The sequence below is a fragment of the Aurantibacter sp. genome, assembly GCF_039941195.1.
Taxonomy (GTDB): domain Bacteria; phylum Bacteroidota; class Bacteroidia; order Flavobacteriales; family Flavobacteriaceae; genus Aurantibacter_A.
The window spans coordinates 1-23,821 of record NZ_JBDVFA010000037.1; the positions used below are offsets into that span (position 1 = coordinate 1).

A 23,821-nucleotide genomic window follows, 5' to 3' on the forward strand; every position below is an offset into this window, starting at 1 on the left:
TGTTGCTTGATTTACTGCCATTGTCCAAATATCAGTACCTGCTGCCCCTGTGTACAACATATTTACGGCTAAATCTCGATTATATGAATAAAGAGAATTGACCAAACTTGTTATTCCGTCAGGAGTCTCAGCATATATTGAAGTAATTTCACCTTTTGGTTCCTCTTCCAAATAATCTTCACACCCTGTAAATGCAATCAATACTACAATTAGTAAAATTAATTTATAAAGTTTCATAATATTATAGTTTAAAGGTTAAGGTTAATATTCATACCAAATAGCATTGTAAATGGGATGGTCCGCTGAAGGTCAGGAGCCTCTGGATGAACGTCCTTATTAGCCGCTTTATAAAGAAAAAACGGATTATTTACTTGTACATAAGCCCTAACGCGATTTATTGGGGAAAACTTAGAAAATGCTTCGCCAAGATCATAACCTAGAGTTATTTGACGCACTCTAAAAAAGTCTCCTGACATATAATTCAAAACCTGTTGATTATTGTACAAGTTAGCGCCAGCATTGGCAGCGGGGTATTGATTCGATGGATTATCAGGTGTCCAATAATTAATATTGGGCAACCATCTTGATCCAGAAAATGACAAATCGGATCCAAAAGTATCAGATGAAATTAAATATCCCCACCGCGCATTGGCGTTGACCAACAAATCGAAATTTTTATATCTTAAAGATGTGGTGAAACCAAGTATATGTTTTGGCATTAACTGACCAAGAACTCGTCTATCATCTTCAGGACTAATATTACCATTATCATTTTGATCTTTGAGTTTAATCATGCCTGGTATTTCGCCATATTCAGCGGCTTCATCTACTTCGTCGGTCTGCCAAATTCCATCAAACTCATAGTCGTAAATGATATTTAATGGTTGTCCTACAATTAAGGAATTTTCGGCACCATTGATAATTCGATCGGTATCTCCTGTTAGTTTTAAGATTTCCTGTTGATTATTTGCGTAGTTGACGTCAAATGACCAAGTTACATTATCAGTTTGAACGGGAACAAATCCCAATGACACCTCAAGACCTTCATTTTGAGTTTCTGCAATGTTTTGGGTTGTTGAAGTATAGCCGGATAGTATGGGCAGGTTTCGTGCTAAAATGACATCATTTGTATTTGTTCTATAAACATCAACGGTTAGTTTAATTCTATTATTTAATAAACCAACATCAAGTCCAAAATCTATTGTCTTTGAAATTTCCCAACCTAAATTAGGATTGGAAAGAGATGAACTTGGGTTATAATAGTAAGCACCCATTTCATCAAAACTATATTGTAGAGGCGATAAGGATGGCAGGGTCGAATAAGGATCCACAGATGTATTTCCAACGGAACCATAAGAAGCTCTTAATTTAAGGTTGTTAACAAAGTCATTAGAAACAAATTCCTCTTCACTTAATCTCCAGGCAGCAGAAACACCAGGAAAATTTGACCATTTTCTTCCATCGGATAACCTACTTGATCCATCGCGTCTAATAGAAGCATTTAATAAGTACTTGTTTTTATAATTATAACGTACCCTACCAACCAAAGAGGCTAAATTCCATTTTGTAAAATTACTTGCTATGCGTACATCTTCTGTGCTAGATTCTAATCTATTATAGCCAGTTGCCTCAACAGGTTGATTTCTACCAAAAGCTTCCGTGCTTTCTGATTTCCATGATACTGTTTCGAAAATACCGTCAATATCGAAAGAATGATCATCGATATCATGATGATAGTTCGCTACAACGTTAAACGTATTATTATTTAGAGTACTATTAAATTTCCTTGCTTCATTTACCTTATTACTTCTTTCAAAAGATTTACTCCCATAGAAACGATTTTCCTCTGAGTTTCGATCTCGTATCCCAATTGTCGGTTTAATACTTAAACCTTTAAAGGGTCGATAATTCAAAAAGAATAAATATTCTTTCGTTTTTTCTACCCTAAAATCCTCATAAACATTAGATCTTGTATTCGCTAAAATATTATACGCCGCACCTTCTACGGCAGAAGGAAAATCGATTAAATCACCGTTATCATCATAAGGATTACTAAAGGGATTCATAAAGAAAAGTTCTGCATTGCTAGGGGTTGCCAAGCCTTCAAGCTTATTTCTAGTGTAACGTAAGGTGGCGCCAAAATCTAATTTGTCGGATAAACTATGATCAATGGAGAAATTTAAATTATCCTTTGTAAATTCATTGGTTGGAATATACCCTTTATCATTCATCAATGTACCTGAAAGAGTAAATGATGTTTTTGCCTCTTTATATCCTAAATTAAAATTATGTTGTTGAACCCATCCATCACGAAAAAATAAATCTTGCCAGTCATTATATTGTCCTGAATCAATCGTTTCAATTTCTTCAGGGAAGAAAACCGCATCATTTGTAGGTTCACCTGATGCCCAGCCATTATTAAATCGAACACCATCACGTCTAAATTGAGCATATTCTTCACCAGACATCATGTTGACTAAATTGGGTTTATTAATACCTATAGAAGTATTATAGCTAACAGAATATTTGGTATTTGGAGCCCGCTTAGTAGTAACCAATATTACACCATTGGCCGCTCGAGTTCCGAATACAGCTGCAGATGAAGCATCTTTCAAAACTTCAATCGATTTTATATCATAAGGACTAATAGTAGCCAGACTCCCGGGTACACCATCAACAATTACCAAAGGACTATTAGAAGCATTAAGAGATCGAACCCCTCTAATGGTAATATTTGGCTGTTCTCCTGAATATGTAGAACTGGAGATATCTACACCAGCCATTTTACCAATCAAACCTTCAGAAATTACCGCGGAAGAAGGTTCTAATAATTTTTCACCTTTTAAAGATTCAATCGCACCTGTTTGACTGCTTTTACTGGTGACTCCATATCCAATAATTACAACTTCCTCTAGACCCTGTGAGTCCGGTAACATTTGGATATCGATGACCGAAGTTTGGTATACCACTTTCTCCTGACTTTGAAACCCTAAATAAGAGAAAATCAACACAGGTGCTTCACCTTCCAAACTTATGGTATAATTACCATCAAAATCAGTCTGAGTACCATTGGTCGTTCCTTTTTCAATTATGTTAGCACCCGGTAGGGGTTGACCATTATCATCTGTAACTTTTCCTGAAATTGAGAATTGAACGTTTGAGAGTTTTTCGCCAACGACGTTTGATGTTTGCATGGCTATAGAAAAACTCTTTAGTACTATTTGCCTCTTTATAACTTTATAAGACACATTCTGATTCTCAAAAAGAAGTTGTAGAATTTCCTTAATTGAAGTGTCTGTCACTTTAATTGTTACCTTTCTATTGACATCAATTTCTTCAGTTTTATAGAAAAAATTGAACTTGCTTTGGGATTCAATTTTCTCTAAAACACTTTCAATAGATTCATCATTTGCTTCCAATGATATTTTCTTGTTTTGCGCATAAGAATTGGCATGTAGATTGAAAAGTGCCAAGGCAAACAAAAGAAAGGAAAGCTTCATTGTTCGGTTTTTATTAAGTATTCTTCCCATAAATAGGAGAAACCAATGCTTTTTTTGCATAATTTTGTTTGGTTTTAATTAGTTAATTGTATCTGGTTAAAATTTATATTGGTCGGGAAACGTTGCCGCGTTTCTCGACTTTTTTTAAGTTACTTATCTTCCATAGGGTCTATCATTATTTTATTGTCAACTATTTTATATTCGAAACCTGCGCTTTCTTGAAATGTATTTAATATGTCAGTTATGGTTTCTTCTTGTTTAAATTCACCTCTGAATTTCACCTCGTTGATATCCGTATAATTATTCTCAATCGACACTCCGAAATGGCGCTCTATTTTACTAACTATATTTACAAATGATTCGTTAGTAAAAGTCAAACGGCCTTCACGCCAACTTAAATAGTCATGTATATTCACCTTATCAACTGAAATAGCATTTTGATCCAAAGTTGCTATTTCTCCAGGGAGTATAATAGTAGGTTTTCGTAAATCATTTTTCTGATGATGTACAGCGACACTTCCTTCTGCTAATAGTGCATACGGTTTAGCTCCATCATAAGAACTCACACTAAAATGTGTGCCCAATACTTCAATTTCGATTTCATCTGTAGTCACAAGAAAACGTGTTAATGAATCTTTTGCAACTTCAAAATATGCTTCCCCTTGTAAGAACACTTGTCTTTCTTCTCCAGTAATAAAGTTTACGGGATATTTAAGCGTAGACCGAGAATTCATATGTACCAATGTGCCATCAGAAAGTGTAATTTCAAATTTCTTACCATCAGGGACAATTAACTCATTAAATACTAATTCCTGTAATTGTTCATTGTCATTGTATATTAATTGATTTCCTTTTTGCTTACCAATAACTTTACCTTCTTTGTCAAATAAATCTTGTTCAGCATCCGAGCTTATATTTTTTACAGCATTATTCGACGTTTTTAAAATCACTTCGGCATCCGAAACCGCATTAGTACTAGGTATTTCTTCTTTAGTATATGATTGATACCATAAAAAACTTCCAACTAATCCAATAAAAACAGCAGCGTATTTTAAGTATTGCTTTATTGAAAATCTATTTTCTTCACCTTTGGAATCAATGTCGGACTTAATTTTCATCCATAATTGATCCTTAATTTCTTCATCATACCTTAACTCAGACCATAGCCTTTCTTTATCTTGGTATGATTGCAAATACTTATCAAGCATCTCAATTTCTTGAACTGAACACTCATTTTTTAAATACTTATCAAAAAGTTGCTTTGCTTGTTTTTTGTTCATCAAATAGTTAATTACAATTATGGCCGTAAATAGTGTCGTTATAAATAAGTACCCAAAAACCAAAAAAGGTACACGTCCAATGTTAACTTTTTTTGAATATTTGGTAATTAATAGTGCTTTATATTGATATTATATCAGATAATTTACAATTAAATGTCAATTTAATAATACACCTGTACTAACCTAAAATCTCCCTAAAATGCTATTAGCGAACATTTTAGATTTAATATAGATTAATGTATATAAGAGAATAGAAGGCTAAAAAGTAGTTGCGAAAAAAATAAGATATAAAACTCCCTCTTCTAAAACGATGTTCTTTCTTAAAAAGGAAAGTGCTTTTGAAATTTGATTTTTTACCGCCTGTACAGAAATGCCTAGTTCGGATGCTATTTCTTTATTTGACATGTGCTGAAATCGACTGAGCACAAAAATCTGCTGACACCTCGTAGGAAGTTTATTTACTTGAATGTTTATTAACTCCTGTAGCTCATCAAATTCCAATTTTTGTGTAATGCTCATGGAAATATCAACAATTGTAAGTCTTGTTAAATCTTCATCCGAAATTTTACGATTTCTAAGTTGATTGAAAATTTGATATTTCACCGCTTGAAAAAGATAAGGTTTCAATTGTTTAACCTCTACTTCTTTTCGTTTCGTCCAAAAGTCTATAAACACATTTTGAACTATATCTTCGCAAATTTCTCTCTTTTTAAAAATGTTCATCGCAAAAAGAAACATGCTTTTAGAATATCTGTCATATATAGTCTCGAATGCTGGAACATTATCTTGAGCTATAAGTTTTAATAAATCACAATCATTGAGCTGAGCAGTCATTAAGTTGTTTAATAAGTTGAGTTGAATATATTAATTTGACAACATAAACATACAAATAATATTAATACCGTAATTACCTAATTAAAAACTGTAGCTCATAAAGAGCAGAAATAAATTGTAAAAACATCAAACTTTTACATTTATTCCCACTTTATTTTAAGCACCCTAACTTCGCTTAAAATACTTTAAATAATTAGGATTGCTAAACTCATAAAAAGAAATAACAAGAAAATCAAAAACCTTTATTTTTTGGTCTTAACTTTTACCACAGTACTTTTTTGATTTCTAAAAATAGTTATATTCACAACTCCTTTCCACTGATGTTCCTGTACCACCTTTAATAAATCATAAATAGTTTCAACCTCATTTTCTTCTGCTGAAATTATAACATCACCCAACTCCATTTCTGAATAAGATAAAATACTTTTCTCGTCAATTTCTGTTAGCAAAACTCCGGAGGTTTTACTCAGACCAAAAGCAGATCTATCGGCCAGCGATTCTATATTTTTAAAATTACCACCTAACCAATTTACTGTTTTATTTCCACCTACTTTTTCATCAGAAAGAGACCATAATTTTGGCAGTAAAGGTTGCTTGGACAATTTACGAAGACTTGGTTTTTTTACTCCAAAACTATCCATAGAAAAATTCTTAAATCCGATAGTATATGCAGGTGAATCTTCTGCTACGGTATAATCTCCGTTTAAAGGATCAATAAAATTTGGATTACCATACACACTATGCTTGTCAGTCCCATTTTCATGTGCTTCGGTAAGGGATTCGGCATCTGGAAAAAGATTATAATCTACTTCTTTACCCCATGCGTGCAGTCGAATATCTTTATGATCTGTCATAACAATATTTCTTCTAAAAATATCGCCACTATTTTTAAACCAAACATGCGGATGAAAACCATTATTAATCATAATATTATTCTCAACTGTTCTATAGAAACCTTCTCTCAGTTTTAGGCCCCCATTTAAGCATACATTATTATAAATTTTATAATTACTTGATCCATCATCCAAATCTATATCCCAACCATGTTCACATTTGAATCGATTATTTCGGATGATGGTCGTATGCACAGCATCCCACAAAGGCATAGTTGGATTTTCCATTGCTAAACTATCCATAGTAGGTCTATCTGGATGCCAAAATCGATCCCTCCCCCAGGAATTAAAGGCCCCATGATCGCCAGATTCCAAAACAGTTTTAAAGACATCATTATATTCAATTACATGACCGCCCCATGTTCCTTCACTTATATTAATTCCTGCTCTTGGGACTTCATAAACACTATTATTGCTAACCGTAATATCCATAGCCATGGAAATTTCGACACCTGCAGTTTGTTTTTCTAATCTACCAATTCGATATATTAAATTATTATCTACGAAACACTTACTTGGATACTTATTATTAAGCGGACCTTTAATGGTATCTAGTTTTGAAAATGCAACAAACTCCCGGTATTGAAACGAAGGTGAGCGAACTGCGCTAGGACTCCCAACAAAGCTAACACCAGATGCACCGCAATTGTAAATATGGTTGCCTACTATAGTTGCATTTCGGTTATAATTACTAACAAAAATTGCATTTCCTCCCAAATTTGTAAACGTACAATCCTTTATTTCCACTTGCTCAGAACCTTCAATTAATACTGCCCCTCCTCTATAAATGGTCCAATCGCTACGTAATAAAGGTTCATATTTTTCATTTATAGTTCGTTGAGCATGTTCAAAGTTTATACCTTCAATTACGATGTTCGTTACTGGATTTTCCTCACTTCCTTTTACAGTAATTAAATTCTTTAATCGAACCCCTTCAAAAACACTTTCAGCAATATTTTCCTCTTCTAATGGCCAATAATATAAAATGCGATTACTTCTATTAAAAAACCATTCTCCAGTGCTATCTAGTTCTTCGTAAACATTTTCAACCATGCGATAATTTTCATGTATTCCTGCACTTTTACGATTGTTTTGATGACCTCCTTTTAAAATGGCTTCCCCATTTTCATCTACTCCAGATACCTCAAAATGAAAACCTCCCCACTCTCCTGTATGCATTACATGAAAAATAGCACCTACAGGATTTGACCATGTTTTAATACGTTCAGGTGAAATAGCATCTGCAGCATGACCTTGCCAATGCCCGCCGTCTTCATTGTAATTTGGATACCGAGCTAAATTTTGCTTTTTATTGTTTACAAATAACTGATCGAACTCAATGCTATCTGGCAGTTTAGCTTGCCATAAATTTTCATCTTTTTTCGTCCATGCTAAATCTAGTTTTTGAGATCCTTTTATTGTTACATTCCCATCACTTTTAATATGTAGCCCATTTAATTCTGGAGTAATTAGTATAGGAGCTTTTAGGTAATAATTTTCGTTTGTTAGATTAATAACCAAAGGGCTTTCGTTATCGTTTTCACGAATCTTTTTTGCAGCTTGTAAGGCCTCTTCAATCGTTTTAAAAGAATACTCCGCAGAATTAGTTGCCGCTTTGTTTACTTGAATTTCTATAACTTCCTTTTTATTATCACAGCTTTGAAATAGAAAAATTACAAACACGCAAAACAAATGCTTTACCCTAGAGTTCATTTTTAAAATTTTAAACTTAATGTATATTGATGAAAATTGAGACTTTTTAAAAATCTCAGATGGAAGATATTCAATTTAAAAGAATTTTAATCTAATAAATAGATGTTGAATTATTTTTGTAGCGAAATATTGAAAGTAGAATAACCTTATTTTCTACTCAACTTCTTTTTGGTAAAATCAGTTTTAAAGTAAACTGCCATTCTCAAACGGTCGTAATTACCACTATCGAAATGGTTATTTAAGTAACCTATATCCAACAGCAAATTTTTTGAAAAACGATAACCTAATCCACAGAAAAATCTATTCTGATTAAAATAAGGCGATTTTAAATTAATAAAAATCTCGTTGTAAGATTTCAAGTAAAAATTTTCAGTTAACGGAAATTTACCTTGTAATCTGTATCTAATTCGATCATTTACATATATGTTTTCTGAATTACTAATCCATCTCGATTCTAAACGTACTCTATTCGAAATGGATACTTTTTTAATTTTTGACAAATAAGTCACTTCCTCGTATATCCATATTTGCCTATTTGGCATTGCCGTTGCACTTTCAACATAAGGATCAGAATCTAAATATGCCGCACCACCAGAAACATAAAAATTGTTATTTACCTTATATGTAAGGCCTGTTCTAAAAAATGAAAACTCATAATTTTCGAACATCTTATAATGCCTCAAAATACCTACCGTAGGAATACTTAAGCGATTCGAAATTTTGTTATTTCCTGAAATAACAACCCACGACCCTACTATACTTTCACGATCTTTTTGACCATAATTAAAACTAGTTAACATTAAACATAAAATCACAAGAGAAACTCTAACAACTTTTTTCAGCTCACAAAAACTTCCGTTTGGTACTATAAATTTTATCATTTTAAAAACTGTGACTTAAATACCCCGCAAGTTTTTAAAAAATAAACAGTATAAAATATGATAAAAAACAGCTCTTGAATAAACTTTAAGGAACTATTGTTTAATAAAAGGTTAAATGATGTTCGCATTGGAATCTAAATAGTCAAACATGACCGTTGTCATATTATAAAATCGTATGCGCATATACTTTTGAAGAAAATAGTTGAAACCTTAACACCTAATTTCTTATGAATACGATTTCTAAAATATTGGTTCCTTATGATTTTTCCGATAGCGCTAAAAGAGCTCTAGATTATGCAATTGATTTTATCGGGAACGCCGAAATAAAAATTGACCTTATACATGTATCTGATAATCCTGATGAAAAAAAGATGCGGGCTACGTATGAGGCACTATGCGAAGAATATAAAAGTAAACTTAAAGTACCTATGCGCTGGACTTTAGGATGGGATGGTGCTGTTACCAATATTATCATTGAAGCTCAACAAGAAAAAAAGGCCGATTTAATTATTATGGGAACCTCTGGATCATCAGATGAGAAAGAGCTTTCTCAAACCGCTATATTGGTTAAGGATGCAAGTTGTCCGGTTCTGGTAATACCAGAAAATTCTGAAAAAGAAACCGTCAAGAATATTAGTCTAGTATTAGGTAAAAATGAAATTGACAAACCCAATTCTTTAAATACTTTATTAGGTATTTGTCAAAAGTTTAATGCTAAAGTTCATGTACTAACCATTCAAAATACACCAGGAACATTTGGCTATTCTAAAAATGATGAGAAGAATGAAAATACGCTCATGTATTATTTAGAAAATTTTTACAGCGAACATACTTTTATTGAAAATACAGATGTCGTAGATGGGATTTTCTCATATGTAGAAAAACATGATATTGATATGATTGCTATCCTTCCACGAAATCATACAAAAAATGCTGCACCATCTGACGGCTTGCTTACTAAAGAATTAGTATTAAAGGCTAATGTTCCTGTTCTAACAATTGAATAACCAATCCAAATTCTAGCATATTGTTAACCGTATCCATCATTCTAACCATTACTATTGTTCTTTTTATTTGGGGAAAATATCCTCCAGATGTAGTTGCAATTTTATCGATGCTAACCCTTTTCTTAATGGGAATACTCGATTTAAAAGAAACCCTAAGTGGCTTTAGTAACCCGACGGTAATAATGATTGCCGCACTATTTATTATTGGTGAAGGTTTATCGCGTACTGGATGGACGGCTTTAGCCGGTAGAAAATTTGTGGAGTGGGCAGGAAATAGCATTCCCAGATTATTAATAATTGTAACGTTTGGTTCTAGTGTGCTATCTGGTTTTGTGAGCAATACAGGCACAATAGCAGCCTTGTTGCCAGTAACTGTTTCGGCTGCTTGGAATGCAGCTACACTACCTTCTAAATTGTTAATGCCTATAGCTTTTAGTTCTAATACTGGAGGGTTACTCACATTAACCGGTACGCCTCCTAATATTATTGCTAGCAACGTTTTAGTAGAGTCGGGCATGGAAGGGTTTTCTTTTTTCGAATTTGGTTTAATTGGATTGCCATTATTACTTATAGCCCTACTATACTTTAGATATATAGGATATAAGTTACTTCCTTCTAACAAAACAAAAGACCGTCCTATAAATATTGATTCGGAAATGCATAAATGGATTGAAAATTATAGCATTGGAGATAACATGTACCGCTTTCGGATTCGCTCGATGTCGCCTTTTATCAATACAAAAATTGGCGAATGGAATTTTGAAGACGTTTCAAAAGTGACCATCCTTCGTTTACGCCGCAGACACCCAAATAAACTAAAGCGAATTCCTGAATTTGTTGAATTCCCGAAACCTGATACAGAAATGCGCTACCACGATATCATAACTGTAAAAGGAGAACCGAATGAAGTAGATGCGTTAATGTTGAAATACAAATTAGGGATTATTCCTTTTGAGCACACAGATAACGAATTAAAAGATGAACTAATTAATCAAGAAGTAGGATTATCTCAAATGCTCATTACACCGAACTCCGCTTTTGTTGGTCGAAAAATGCTTCTTGGCAGCTACTTAAATAGTAAGATTCAACTCTTAGGGTTATCACGAAATAATGGTCCATTAGTAGCAAAAGAAGTAACTATAAAACCGGGGGATGCTTTTATCATTCGTGGATCTTGGGATGCTATTGAAGATTTACAACAGGAATATGAACATGTGGTTATCTCTGGTAGTCCTGAAGCAATGGCAAAAAATGTAGATCAGCTTACTTCAAAATCATATATAGCATTAGCAACATTGCTTTTAATGATTGTGCTTTTAGTATTTAAATTGTTACCAGGAGCTATTGCAGCCTTGGTATGTGCAGGCATCTTAATGCTAACAGGCTGTGTACCAATCTCCAAGGCATACAAAGGAATTAGCTGGACCAGTGTTGTGATGATTGCTGCTATGATACCTATGGGTACTGCATTGCAAAAAACAGGAATCGCACAATGGGCAGCAAACAACCTAGTGGATTATCTAGGCTCCATAAGTCCTATTATGTTGTTGGGTGGTATCTTTTTACTTACTACAGCTTTTAGTCAAACAATAAATAACTCGGCTACTGCCGTGCTCATGGCTCCTATAGCGTTAATTGCTGCCTCGTCGTTAGGTGTTTCCCCTAAGCCTTTTATGATTGTAGTAGCCGTCTCCGCTTCAACTGCTTTTTTAACTCCTGTAGGTACTACTACCAATGCAATGGTAATGGCTGCAGGCGGATATAAATTCATGGATTATGTAAGAGTTGGTGGACCACTACTCTTCTTATTCTTTATTACAACAATAGTATTAGTGCCATTAATTTGGCCATTTTAAATAGTAACTCAAAAATTAAAAATTATGGAAATTCTATCGAGAAAACCCAATGTTACCAACCTTGAAAAATACGGTATAACAGAAGCTACAGCTCACTGGAATCTGGACGCGGAAACTTTGCAAAAAATTACCCTAGAAAAGGGAATGGGCACCGTAACAGAAAATGGAACCCTTTGTGTAAACACCGGAAAATTTACTGGTAGATCGCCACAAGATCGTTTTTTAGTAAAAGACGACTATACAAAAGATAAAGTTTTTTGGAATCGTACAAACAAAGCCATTGCGCCAGAAAATTTTGAGAAATTATATGATGAAGTGGTTAACTATCTTTCTAATAAAGAAATTTATGTGCACGATGGTTATGTTGGTGCTGCTCCGGAATATCGTTTAAACGTTCGCACTATTACTGAATTTCCTTGGTCGAATTATTTCGTAAATAATATGTTTTTAAGACTTGAAGATTCAGAGATAGCTGATTTTTCGGAAGATTGGCTTGTACTATGTGCACCAGGATACGAAGCTCCTAATCCTTCGGAATTTGGAATACGACAAGGCAATTTTTCAATTTTAGATTTTACAAAGAAGGTAGCTTTAATTGGTGGTTCTGCATATACCGGCGAAATGAAAAAAGGTATATTTAGTGCTCTTAACCTTATTCTTCCGATAGAAAGAAATGTACTGCCGATGCACTGCTCAGCTAATGTTGGTGAAGATGGAGAAACGGCAATTTTCTTTGGTTTATCAGGTACAGGTAAAACTACTTTATCTGCCGACCCTAATAGAAAACTAATTGGTGATGATGAACATGGTTGGACAGCAGAGAATATAATTTTCAATTTTGAAGGTGGATGCTATGCTAAAGTCATTGACTTAACAGAAGAAAAAGAGCCGGATATATTTCGTGCTATTCGTCCAGGAGCAATGTTAGAAAATGTTGTTTTTAAAGAAGGTACAAAAGAAGTTGATTTTGCGGATACTTCCATAACCCAAAATACAAGAGTTAGTTATCCGATTCATCATATCGATAATATTGTTCAACCATCATACGCAGGAAATCCTAAGAACATTTTCTTTTTAACTTGTGATGCTTTTGGTGTGTTACCTCCGATATCTAAACTAACACCTGGGCAAGCTGCTTACCATTTTATTTCTGGTTACACCGCTAAAGTTGCAGGGACCGAAGCTGGCATAACAGAGCCAGTACCTTCATTTTCAGCTTGTTTTGGAGAACCATTTATGCCATTACACCCAACAGCATACGCAGAAATGTTAAGTAAAAAAATGACCGAAGCTGGAGTAAATGTCTGGTTAATTAATACAGGATGGAGCGGCGGCCCTTATGGTGTTGGTTCACGAATTAAATTGAAGTATACCAGAGCTATGATAACGCAAGCAATGAATGGAAATTTAAACGATGTTGATTATGACCAACATCCAATTTTCGGACTTCATATGCCTAAATATTGTCATGATGTACCTACAGAAATGCTGGACCCTATGAACACCTGGTTGCAAAAAGGTGCTTATATCAGTAAAGCAATTCAATTAGCTCACTCATTTCATTTGAACTTTGATAAATTTATCGATCAAGCTTCTAATGACATTATGAATGGTGGACCACTTATTGATTCTCATCAGGTATTAGATCACATGTAAAAAAGAAAAATAATTAGACTTTTATCATAAAAATGCTGCTGTTTTTACTTTTTTAGTAAAATGTAAAACTTTATTTATTCGCCTCAAATGTTTTAATTACGAATAACTATTTTTAGTTAGCTAATTAAGCTTATTTGAGGCTTATAAATTAGATTCGGTCCGAATATCCGTATATTAAATTATTTATGGAAAAGAATTTTACAATAATATCACTTGGAGAAGCACTAATTAAATCACCGCTTGGGCTTAGTAAAATTCAAGGTGATAATATTTATAATTTTATACCTGATGACGAACGAGTTTTGAACAATCTTTCATTAAAAGGATTTAATAAGAGTAAAGAAGAAAATAGTGATCCAGTTTGTTTTGAAAAAGCAGGCCCAAGGGAAAATTTATTTTTTGAGCCAAAAAACGTAAGAGCTGCCATAGTAACTTGTGGTGGACTTTGCCCAGGAATAAACAATGTTATAAGAAGCATTGTTATGGCCCTGCACTATTTCTACGGAGTAGAGGATATAATTGGCATCCCCTATGGCTACGAAGGCTTAAACCCTGAAAAAGAAAGAGGATTTATTCAACTGACACCAGATAAAGTAAAAGACATACATGAGTTTGGTGGTACCATTTTAGGTTCTTCTCGAGGCGCACAACGAGTTGAAGTAATGGTCGACACCTTGGTCGATAACAAAATAAATATTCTATTTACCATTGGAGGTGATGGGACTTTAAAAGGCACCAATGCTATTGGAATGGAGATAGCAAAAAGAGGTTTAAACATCAGTGTTGTTGGAATACCAAAAACTATCGACAATGACATAGACCTTATTGATAAATCTTTTGGTTTTGAAACATCATTCGATGTGGCTACCCCAATATTACGTGATGCACACAATGAAGCAATGGGTGCCTACAACGGCATTGCAATAGTAAAATTAATGGGCAGAGATAGTGGTTTTATAGCTGCTTCTGCAGCACTTTCTAAACCCGTAGTAAATTTTGTACTTGTACCCGAAATGGACTTTAACTTAGAAGGTGAGAATGGTTTACTTCAATTATTAAAAAAACGATTAGACCAAAAACACCACGCTGTAATTGTTGTAGCAGAAGGTGCAGGGCAATCTTTAATAAAAAATCAAAAAAATATTATCAAAGATGCTTCCGGGAATATAAAACATAACGATATTGGTATTTTCTTAAAAGATGAAATTTCAAAATACTTCAAAAAAAACAATCAAGAAGTTACGATAAAATATATCGACCCTAGTTACATCATAAGAAGTGCAGCTGCGAATGCTAGCGATAGCGTTTTTTGTAGTAGGTTAGCTTATCATGCTGTTCACGGTGCCATGGCAGGAAAAACCAGATTTGTTGTAGGTATGGTTAATGGCAAATTCGTTTACTTACCCATTCCCGCAGTTGTAAATAATAGAAAAAAAATTGATTTAGAAAGTGAGTTTTGGTTTGCTGTTATTCAAAGTACAGGACAATCCTATACCATGAAATAAATAGTAACAATCCATCTACTTCTATTGTTACTAACCACTCCACTTACTGTTAAATACTACCAATTACCTAAAAATACAAATCAAACTTATTATTTTAGTTTATCAGATTGAAAGTTATAATTCACCTAAAATAGATTTTTATAATAGTGGACATGGTTATGAAGAAAGAATGTTTCGTAATACTGACCTTATTATTTCTCGGTTTCATTTGTTTTTCTTTCACGTCTTTTAAAGGAAATCAAAAAGCAAATACAGACAAAAAAGTATTCACTACTATATTGAATGATTCCGTTTCTATTGACATGTATTTAGTCTATAATGTTAACTCGGATCCCTTAAAATATTATGCGAACGTTATTACACCTGTATGTGAAGAAGGACTGTGCTATATCATAACCCTAGATATTTATTGGGACCTATTAGGTAATTTTCTGTCTTATGAAGAATCAGCTGAAGACCCATTAACAAAATTTGACCATGAACAATTGACATCTTCCGACCATATTAAATTAAAGGAAATATTATCAGACAAACATTCTTTATTAAAAAATTACAATGTTGAAGATTTAGTAGACAAAACAAAAACTATTGCTTCAGAAGCTGTTTTGGATGCTGTAGCAAGTGCGACGTACCCACCTTTAAAAACTGCTATTGTTAGTGGTGCCGTATATAGCTCTTATACTTTGTGGCATATTGTAAATGGTCAGGTAGCCCATAATATAAAAGAATATACAGAATCCATTTTGAATGATAAATTGATTAAAGACATGATGAGGTCTGACAATTTCAACCAACAGTTTTATGCTTTGAACAAAATAACCGATGACGATACGAAATTTGTTCCTGAAATAATTAATTTGATTTCGAATGGGGATTCATATGTACCCTATTTTGCCATTGATAAATTAGGCGATAGTATTTGGAAAATACCTGTTCATCAAAAAAGCTTAATTAAGCTACTAAGCAAAGTAGATTTTAAAATGCAAAACGAAATACTCAATAGACTCAACACACATACTCTATATAACTCAAATCAGAAGGTATTAATTTCTCAATTAAAAATTCTTGATATTAATCAACAAAAAAAGGCCTTAAAACTTATAGATAAAGATAGTATTTCGTACGAAATATTATATGAGTTGTCTAAGCTTCTAAACACAAGTGATTCGACCTTATCGAAATCAGTCTATCGCATTCTCGATGCCAAAGGAAAAGAATATAAGGACATTTCCAATAAATTGAAAAATTACCACCTAACGAATTAATTATTACGTACGCTATGAAAAAGAGGGAATTTATTAAAACTATAGGTATCGGTACTGGTGCCATGATTACAAATATTACCACCTTGTACGGTAATGATAATAAAAGTGGTACATCTAATTTAGATGCTAACATTTCAGACCATTCAAAAGGTGATTTTAAATTGGATAATAGTCCCTACAAAAAGAAACAATATAAGTGTGATGTTATGATTGCTGGTGGAGGCATGGCTGGTTTATGTGCTGCCCTGGCTGCCGCTAGAAATGGTTCTAAAGTAGTTTTAGTACAAGATCGTTCGCGTTTGGGTGGTAACGCTAGCAGCGAAATTAGAATGCATATTTCCGGTGCTAGTCAATTAAATCAGGTTTGGAGAGAAACCGGTATACTGGAAGAACTCGTTTTAACTGAAGCTAACGATAATCCGCAAAGATGTTATGAAATGTGGGATTTTGTATTGTACGATAAAGTAATTTCCGAAAAAAACATCACCCTATTATTAGATACTGTTTTATACAATAGTGAGGTTGAAAACGGACAAATAAAAAAAGTTCAAGCCATTTGTTCAGCAACAGAAGAAATCTCAGAAATTACAGCTGATTTTTTTGCTGACTGTACAGGAGATGGAACTTTGGCTGTAGAATCAGGAGCAGAATATATGCGTGGACGGGAAAGTAAAACGGAATGGGGCGAATCTTTGGCCGTAGATGTCGCCGATCAAAAAACAATGGGTAATAGTCTCCTATTTACCGCTACAAAATGGGATAAAAAAATGCCATACACTCCCCCAGTATGGGCCAGAAAATACACAACAAAAGACTTCATCCATAGAAATATCGGTTCATATGAATATGGATATTGGTGGCTAGAATTAGGAGGTGAAATTGATATTGTTCGCGATGGACAACAAAATCGTCATGATTTGCTAGCCGTATTGTTTGGAGTCTGGGATTATATTAAGAACTCTGAAAATCACCCGGAGTCGGCAAATTGGGCACTATCATGGGTAGGAATGATTCCTGGAAAAAGGGAAAGCCGAAGGATTGTCGGCGATTATATAATGAAACAAGAGGACATTCAATCAGCAAAATCTTTTTATGACCGAGTTGCCTACGGTGGATGGCCACTAGATGATCACCCACCAGGCGGAATGGATACAACAGGAGAAGTACCTTATGTTTCTATTCCGTTAAAAGGCCCATATTCAATTCCTTTCCGATCGCTGTATAGTAAAAATGTAAGTAATCTTTTAATGGCCGGTAGAAATATAAGTGTTTCACATGTAGCACTCTCTTCAACTCGGGTTATGGCCACATGCGCTGGTTTAGGACAAGCCATAGGCACGGCAATGGCGTATTGTAAAACCAATGCTATTTTGCCAACCATACTTGGTAATGATAAAAAACGCATGGCCAAATTACAACAGATTTTACTACTACAAGATCAGCCCATTTTGGAAGTTAGAAATGAAGATGAAAATGATTTAGCAAAAAAAGCGACATTAAAAGCTTCTTCCGAGGTAGAAAATTCATTGGCTGCAAATGTTACAGATGGAATTAATAGAGATATTAATGACGGAAATTTACATGAATGGAAGGGTAAAATGGACAGTAATGGTGCATGGATTGAACTACGCTGGAAAAAACCAATCAATTTAAAAATGATTCAGATTACTTTTGATACCGGACTAAATAGATTTTTACGCCTATCACCTCAAGACTGGGTATATAAAGATCAAGTAAGAGGACCGCAACCCGAGACAATCGCGGATTATACAATAAGTACTGTAATAAATAATAAAAACATTAGCATTGCCAAAATAGAAAATAATTATTTACGACGACAAGTACATAACTTTGAACCAATTAAAACCGATAAAGTGCGAATAGACATTCATAGAACAAATGGTGATGCTATGGCTAAAATCTTCGAAATTCGATGTTATTAGTAAATAACTCAAAACTAGAAGCGTCTAAATAATTGGTTGTACGAATACCAGTAAGAAACAATTTTCTATAGCATTTTTACATTTTAAATTCAAATTGCTCATTTGAGAATATTTTTATTACGATAACCTTTTGTATGAAATAGCACCAAAAAGTTCAATATCATTAATTATTTTTGGGTCTTAAAACTAAAAAATGGCCTCAGGATTTTTTGCTATACTTGATGATATAGCTACTTTATTAGATGATGTTGCCGCGATGAGCAAAATTGCAACAAAAAAAACTGCTGGCATACTTGGTGATGATTTAGCTGTTAATGCTGAAAAAGCATCAGGCTTTGTTTCTAAACGAGAGCTTCCTGTTTTATGGGCGATTACTAAAGGTTCGCTTTTAAATAAATTAATAATATTACCAATTGCTTTTTTATTAAGTGCATTTTTACCTTGGGCAGTTACCTTAGCTCTTATTTTAGGTGGGCTTTATTTAGCTTTCGAAGGTGCTGAAAAAATTTATGAGTTCTTCGTTCCACATACCGAAGAACATGCAATTACAGACGCCATGGTTAAGAGTGAAGCGGAAATTCTTGAAATGGAAAAAGCAAAAATAAAATCTGCTATTGTTACTGATTTTATCTTATCTGTTGAAATTGTAATTATTGCATTAGGCACTGTTATCGAAGAACCATTAATCAATCAAATAGCAGTAGTATCTGTTGTCGCTCTTATTGCTACTATTGGTGTTTACGGAATAGTTGCATTAATTGTGCGAATGGACGACTTTGGATTCCGACTTATAAATTTTAATGAGGAAGACAATAGTATTTCTGATAAAATTGGAAGACTTTTTGTAAACGCTTTACCTAAAGTAATTAAATCATTATCCGTAATTGGTACAATTGCATTACTCCTAGTTTCTGGCGGTATTTTTGTTCACAACATTCCTTTTTTACATCATATTATTCCGGGTGTACCCAATATTATTATAGAATTTTTAGTCGGACTAATCATAGGGTTTTTGGTTTTTCTAGTATACAAGGGAGTTAAAAAATTACTTCCAAAAAATTAACCAAATATTGCTCAATTCATTTATCATAATTGACTTAATTTTTCAACGGAGACACACGTAATAATACAGTAGATTTTGGCTTTATATTTAACTCTAACTGTTTGGTTGATTCGGACAATATCTCGTTATTTATTGGATCTATTACTTGTGCATAATATGGAAAATCAACTTCTCGTTTTCCTCCCGCTACACTATGTATACTAATCCAATTTCTGCCAATGTAAAAAACATCATCAGTTTGTATATAGCGGTGGACTCCGGCTTTTGCCCATAGATTTCCTAACTCAACGGCCGACCATTTAAACATATCTTCCATAAAAATTTGATTGCCATTTGGTTCAAATATCTCTGTTCCTCTTCCATTTGTCCACAGCACAGTTATATCCAAGTTATTCCATTCCTGTATTTTTTTTATTTCATCTTTTTTTAAATTCAACACACCCATTAACCAAATCACTTTATACTGTGGGATTGGCATATCATTTATATCCGTTCTGAGAAATAAATCATAGGAGTTCCCTGTTTTGGCAAGCGGATACCTATTTGACAAAATATTTTCTGTTAGTCTACCGTAAGTGGGGTCCCAAAAACAAAGTTCTTCATCAACCACTACACCTACTTGAGCTTTCATTTTCGAATCAATTTTTAAGTTCGAAAATGCACTCAATTTTTGTGTTTCCTCAATTACATTTAAAAGTTGTGGATTACTAAACCATCCACCCCACATATCAAACCACCAACCACCATAACCATAGGCAAGCATTCGAGCTGTGTTTTTCCACAAGAGGGACACCGAAGTTTCTATATCCTCAGGTCCTAACCAAACACCCGATTCATATTGTCCAGGAGGCGCGATACCTTCCGATTGATCTTTTAGTAAGGTTGTAATTGAAGTGCGAGTATCATTTTCAGCAAGCCATAATTTTCCATGTAGCTGTACAGAATTAATTGCCAACATCGGCGCCCAGTCTTCACCCAAAACGCGATTATATACATTCGGACTTGACAAATAATCTATATACGGTGATTTTAATAATTTAGCTAAAGCTCCATGACCTCTTCGAGCATCACCTACGAAATAATGATATCCAGAAAAAGCACCTGTTAATAAATCACCATTACTGGCATCTTTAACAATTTTGCTGAAATAAATAATATTGTCAACCAATACCTCTGCCAGATATCGATAGGTATCTATATAAATAATATCCTTATTTGGGTCACGCCATGTATTATTATTGGTTGATTCATCAACATTTGCCAATTGTGCATTTTCAAGTGTCACAGTAGGATTATTCCATGATTTCTGTAATTCACTATTGCTCTTGTATTTTTCTTTTAACCATTGTCTAAAACCATCCACTCTTGCACTATTTTGATCTTGATATTGTTTGGGATGATAAAACCATTCTTCAGTAAAACCACTCGCAACATGTATCCCTATCAAATACTTAGCGTACTTAGAATGTAACACCCAATTAAGACAATCACGCAATACCTTTCCTGTTTCAATTTTCCATAATTCAGAAGAGAAGCACTGACGAAAAGTACTTCCGTCTGCTAATTGAGCAGAGGCTTCAGGGTTTTTTGATGTCCACCATTCTGGAGGATCGAGGTAAAACCGAATAACAACTTTGGCTTTTTTGTCGGCCTTAATAATTTTCTCAAAATCCAAAACTAAACTTGAAAAATCATAATTTTCTTCACCAATCCAGATTGGAGATCTAAATGCACCAATTCCAGATATAGTATTAATTCCTCCATCTGCTAAGTAAGCTGGTATATTATAAATATGAACACCTGAAGCTGCTATTTCTTTGTAATATTCCTTTTCGCCTAAATAGGACATATAGGCAAATGGAGGATAATTCTTACCATCAATTAGTAACGATGGACTACTATTCTTTAAACTTACTTTAGCTTTCGACTGTGCCGAAACGGTAAACTGTAGCATAAAAAATCCTAGAAGAAATAAATGATAGCACCTAAAATGAATTTGCATGTTGAACAAATCTTATATTTAAAAAGTAAATTTTTCACTAGTATTCGATTACTAATTCGAAATAAAACTAAAATTCGAGCTCAAACATTATAGGCGAATCTATGACGTTAGAACAATTAATTTAATCTAATAGTACATAGAAATAATATCATCTTCTAAAAAAATAGGAAAAGATTTTAAGTTAAATAAAGACTAAGGATGAATGAAACAAAAAGGATAAACTTGATTAAAGTTTATCCTTTTAATGATTGATGAAATTGATTAATGAATGAAAATAATAATTACCGCTAAGTTCTAAATAGACATTACAACATTGCCCTTTTTTCTTCCTGTTTCTATATAGCGATGCGCCTCAACTATTTGCTCCATAGCATAACGTTTATCTATTACAGCATTTAATTGTCCTGCAGTCATCAACTCTTTTATTTCATTTAGAAAACTTTTAATTGTTGCAATTGGTAGTGTTCCTGTTGCGGAAAAAATTGCTTTTTTTACACCGAAAACAGATGTTTTTATCATTTGAAAAAGAAGTGTAACACTAAGTACTGGCGAAATATAAGCGCCATTTTCAGTCAATGATGTTTTACATTTCGCAAATGAACTTTTACCCAACGTATCATAAATAACATCGTATAGCACTCCGTTTTTGGTAAAATCTCCTTGAGTGTAGTCAATTACATTATCTGCTCCTAAAGATTTTACTAAATCCAGGTTTCGAGTACTACATACCCCTGTAACAATACCTCCAAAATGTTTTGCGAGCTGCACTGCCGCGGTGCCCAGACTACCAGAAGCACCAATTATTAGAATGCGCTGTCCCCGTTTAATTTTTGCAAGATTCTTGAGAAAATTTAAAGATGTTACATATCCATCACCAACAACCGCTGCTTGTTCATGTGAGATATTATCAGGCTTTAGAGCAATTATTCCATCCTCCTTAATACAAACATATTCTGCGTGAGTTCCAAAATGAGAAAGTGATTCACCAAATACAGCATCTCCTATTTTAAATAATTTCACACCTTTACCAATCGCTTCTACCTCCCCTGAAAACCCACTTCCTGAAACTGCATGTTTTGGCTTGGTAACTCCCATGAATAATCTACCGATTAATGGATACCCAGTTCGCATCATTGTTTCGGCTGTAGTAATAGTCGCTGCATAAATCTTTATAAGCACTTCGTTATCTTTTGGAATAGGTTTTTCGATATCTCGTAATTCTAAGACATCTGGCGACCCGTATTTCGTAGTTATAATTGCTTTCATCTTTTCGTTTTATTATGCCTCAAAAGTATGAGACACTTGATAACGAATCGTTCTGTTTTGAAAATCAGTACTAATTAAAAGTATCGAGTAGTAGTACTAATATCGTTTGTTATGATTCTTTAGATTTTCTCAAAATTTTCACAATACGATTAATTACGATTTCAGATAAGTTCCATTCGTAACCTTCAAAATCGGTTGTATTTATGAATTGTACGACCACGGTATCGATGTCTTCATGGTATTCTGCGAGACTCTGATAGCCAACTACTAGACCACCATGTTCGTACTTATAGATGGAGGAATAAATTTCCTGTTCCCCTTCTTTGAATACAGAACCGTCGTTCAATGCTCTAAGAAATATGCCAACATCCTCTGCTGTAGCCAACATCCCATATTCTCTAGCCTTAAAATCTTCATCATAACCAACATAATAGCCACTCATCACATCATCCAATTCGACTTCATCAAGTGAAAAGAAAGTCTTGTTTAAACCAAGGGGAATCAGAATTTCCTCTTTAATATACTGTTCATGGTTATACCCTATTACTTTTTCGATTATCTGGCGAAGCAATAAATAATTCGTATTCGAATATCCATATGCCTTGTCCGGTTCAAAACTAGCAGGCAGATCAAGAGCGAATTCTAAAGCTTTTTTACCATTTTCCTGTTCGTTTTCCCAATACTTGGGATTATCGGTGAAATTGGGAATACCGCTTCGGTGTTGCACCATTAATTTTACTGTTATCTCTTCTGCATTCTCAATTCTCCCTACTAGTTCAGGAAAATAATCCGCCAAGGATTGATTCAAAGACAATCGTTTGTCATTAACCAATTTAGTAATGGCAACGGCTACATACAACTTACTGATACTAGCAATTTTGAATAATGATTCATAATCTGTAGGAATTTTTTCTTCTCTATTTTTCCAACCTCCAGTATAATAGGCAGGTGGCTTTCCTCCTTCATCCACATAAACAATCATTCCATCAAACCCATGTCCAATTGCCTCATCTACTTGTTCTTGAACAGTATCTGGCAATGGTAATATCCATGCTTTCACTAAGATCCATGGCACGAACCATAAAGAACCTATACTAGCACTAATAAATAATATTCTAAGAATATTTTTTGTTCGCTTCTTCATATTTTTTAGTATT

General features: G+C 33.9%; 15 protein-coding genes and 1 pseudogene. 7 read left to right on the forward strand and 9 right to left on the reverse strand.

The features are described from left to right. The 6 genes and pseudogenes from ABJF52_RS06935 to ABJF52_RS06960 form a co-directional block, all read right to left on the reverse strand. Positions 1-237 (reverse strand): annotated as a pseudogene (locus ABJF52_RS06935) (hypothetical protein); the annotation flags it as partial. A gap of 11 nt (positions 238-248) precedes the next feature. Further along, the gene (locus tag ABJF52_RS06940) at positions 249-3,560 is read right to left on the reverse strand and encodes a TonB-dependent receptor (RefSeq protein WP_348148264.1); all 3,312 of its coding nucleotides are present in this window, start codon (positions 3,558-3,560) and stop codon (positions 249-251) included. Between the two features lie 89 nt (positions 3,561-3,649). Next, positions 3,650-4,780 carry a FecR domain-containing protein gene (locus ABJF52_RS06945; RefSeq protein WP_348148266.1) on the reverse strand — a complete coding sequence of 377 codons (1,131 nt, stop codon included), beginning with the start codon at positions 4,778-4,780 and terminating at the stop codon, positions 3,650-3,652. Between the two features lie 258 nt (positions 4,781-5,038). After that, positions 5,039-5,614: an RNA polymerase sigma-70 factor gene (locus ABJF52_RS06950; RefSeq protein WP_348148269.1), complete on the reverse strand. Its 576-nt coding sequence runs from the start codon at positions 5,612-5,614 to the stop codon at positions 5,039-5,041. A gap of 242 nt (positions 5,615-5,856) precedes the next feature. Continuing rightward, positions 5,857-8,220: a right-handed parallel beta-helix repeat-containing protein gene (locus ABJF52_RS06955; protein ID WP_348148272.1), complete on the reverse strand. Its 2,364-nt coding sequence runs from the start codon at positions 8,218-8,220 to the stop codon at positions 5,857-5,859. 146 nt (positions 8,221-8,366) lie between these two features. Next, a complete protein-coding gene (locus ABJF52_RS06960; RefSeq protein ID WP_348148274.1) occupies positions 8,367-9,101 on the reverse strand; it encodes a DUF2490 domain-containing protein in 735 nt (244 codons plus the stop codon). Between the two features lie 227 nt (positions 9,102-9,328). Between ABJF52_RS06960 and ABJF52_RS06965 the strand changes: the two genes are divergently transcribed. The 7 genes from ABJF52_RS06965 to ABJF52_RS06995 all read left to right on the forward strand — a co-directional run bounded on the left by ABJF52_RS06965 (position 9,329) and on the right by ABJF52_RS06995 (position 19,396). Then, the gene (locus ABJF52_RS06965) at positions 9,329-10,108 is read left to right on the forward strand and encodes a universal stress protein (protein WP_348148277.1); all 780 of its coding nucleotides are present in this window, start codon (positions 9,329-9,331) and stop codon (positions 10,106-10,108) included. 20 nt (positions 10,109-10,128) lie between these two features. Continuing rightward, complete coding sequence (locus ABJF52_RS06970) at positions 10,129-11,964, forward strand: SLC13 family permease (protein ID WP_348148280.1); 1,836 nt, start codon at positions 10,129-10,131, stop codon at positions 11,962-11,964. Positions 11,965-11,988: 24 nt separating this feature from the next. Beyond that, positions 11,989-13,620, forward strand: coding sequence for a phosphoenolpyruvate carboxykinase (ATP) (gene pckA, locus ABJF52_RS06975; RefSeq protein ID WP_348148283.1), 1,632 nt, complete (start codon positions 11,989-11,991; stop codon positions 13,618-13,620). Positions 13,621-13,805: 185 nt separating this feature from the next. Beyond that, positions 13,806-15,125: an ATP-dependent 6-phosphofructokinase gene (locus tag ABJF52_RS06980; RefSeq protein WP_348148286.1), complete on the forward strand. Its 1,320-nt coding sequence runs from the start codon at positions 13,806-13,808 to the stop codon at positions 15,123-15,125. A 158-nt stretch (positions 15,126-15,283) separates the two neighbouring features. Then, complete coding sequence (locus ABJF52_RS06985; protein WP_348148289.1) at positions 15,284-16,390, forward strand: hypothetical protein; 1,107 nt, start codon at positions 15,284-15,286, stop codon at positions 16,388-16,390. Between the two features lie 14 nt (positions 16,391-16,404). Beyond that, complete coding sequence (locus tag ABJF52_RS06990; protein ID WP_348148292.1) at positions 16,405-18,333, forward strand: FAD-dependent oxidoreductase; 1,929 nt, start codon at positions 16,405-16,407, stop codon at positions 18,331-18,333. 193 nt (positions 18,334-18,526) lie between these two features. Further along, positions 18,527-19,396 (forward strand): DUF808 domain-containing protein, encoded by an 870-nt coding sequence (locus ABJF52_RS06995; protein ID WP_348148295.1) that lies wholly within the window; start codon positions 18,527-18,529, stop codon positions 19,394-19,396. Between the two features lie 34 nt (positions 19,397-19,430). On the opposite strand, the gene ABJF52_RS07000 is transcribed toward ABJF52_RS06995, so the two are convergent. From ABJF52_RS07000 to ABJF52_RS07010, 3 genes are all read right to left on the reverse strand, one after another. Next, positions 19,431-21,350 carry a beta-galactosidase gene (locus tag ABJF52_RS07000; RefSeq protein ID WP_348148298.1) on the reverse strand — a complete coding sequence of 640 codons (1,920 nt, stop codon included), beginning with the start codon at positions 21,348-21,350 and terminating at the stop codon, positions 19,431-19,433. 342 nt (positions 21,351-21,692) lie between these two features. After that, positions 21,693-22,664 carry an NAD(P)-dependent alcohol dehydrogenase gene (locus ABJF52_RS07005; protein WP_348148300.1) on the reverse strand — a complete coding sequence of 324 codons (972 nt, stop codon included), beginning with the start codon at positions 22,662-22,664 and terminating at the stop codon, positions 21,693-21,695. 109 nt (positions 22,665-22,773) lie between these two features. Beyond that, complete coding sequence (locus ABJF52_RS07010) at positions 22,774-23,808, reverse strand: serine hydrolase domain-containing protein (RefSeq protein ID WP_348148303.1); 1,035 nt, start codon at positions 23,806-23,808, stop codon at positions 22,774-22,776. Between the last annotated feature and the right edge of the window lie 13 nt (positions 23,809-23,821).

Excerpts from the sequence above, each read along its gene's own strand:
- ABJF52_RS06940 (WP_348148264.1), bottom strand. The coding sequence starts at position 3,560 with ATGCAAAAAAAGCATTGGTTTCTCCTATTTATGGGAAGAATACTTAAT.
- ABJF52_RS06945 (WP_348148266.1), bottom strand. The coding sequence starts at position 4,780 with ATGAACAAAAAACAAGCAAAGCAACTTTTTGATAAGTATTTAAAAAAT.
- ABJF52_RS06950 (WP_348148269.1), bottom strand. The coding sequence starts at position 5,614 with ATGACTGCTCAGCTCAATGATTGTGATTTATTAAAACTTATAGCTCAA.
- ABJF52_RS06955 (WP_348148272.1), bottom strand. The coding sequence starts at position 8,220 with ATGAACTCTAGGGTAAAGCATTTGTTTTGCGTGTTTGTAATTTTTCTA.
- ABJF52_RS06960 (WP_348148274.1), bottom strand. The coding sequence starts at position 9,101 with ATGATAAAATTTATAGTACCAAACGGAAGTTTTTGTGAGCTGAAAAAA.
- ABJF52_RS06965 (WP_348148277.1), top strand. The coding sequence starts at position 9,329 with ATGAATACGATTTCTAAAATATTGGTTCCTTATGATTTTTCCGATAGC.
- pckA (WP_348148283.1), top strand. The coding sequence starts at position 11,989 with ATGGAAATTCTATCGAGAAAACCCAATGTTACCAACCTTGAAAAATAC.
- ABJF52_RS06980 (WP_348148286.1), top strand. The coding sequence starts at position 13,806 with ATGGAAAAGAATTTTACAATAATATCACTTGGAGAAGCACTAATTAAA.
- ABJF52_RS06985 (WP_348148289.1), top strand. The coding sequence starts at position 15,284 with ATGAAGAAAGAATGTTTCGTAATACTGACCTTATTATTTCTCGGTTTC.
- ABJF52_RS06990 (WP_348148292.1), top strand. The coding sequence starts at position 16,405 with ATGAAAAAGAGGGAATTTATTAAAACTATAGGTATCGGTACTGGTGCC.
- ABJF52_RS06995 (WP_348148295.1), top strand. The coding sequence starts at position 18,527 with ATGGCCTCAGGATTTTTTGCTATACTTGATGATATAGCTACTTTATTA.
- ABJF52_RS07000 (WP_348148298.1), bottom strand. The coding sequence starts at position 21,350 with ATGCTACAGTTTACCGTTTCGGCACAGTCGAAAGCTAAAGTAAGTTTA.
- ABJF52_RS07005 (WP_348148300.1), bottom strand. The coding sequence starts at position 22,664 with ATGAAAGCAATTATAACTACGAAATACGGGTCGCCAGATGTCTTAGAA.
- ABJF52_RS07010 (WP_348148303.1), bottom strand. The coding sequence starts at position 23,808 with ATGAAGAAGCGAACAAAAAATATTCTTAGAATATTATTTATTAGTGCT.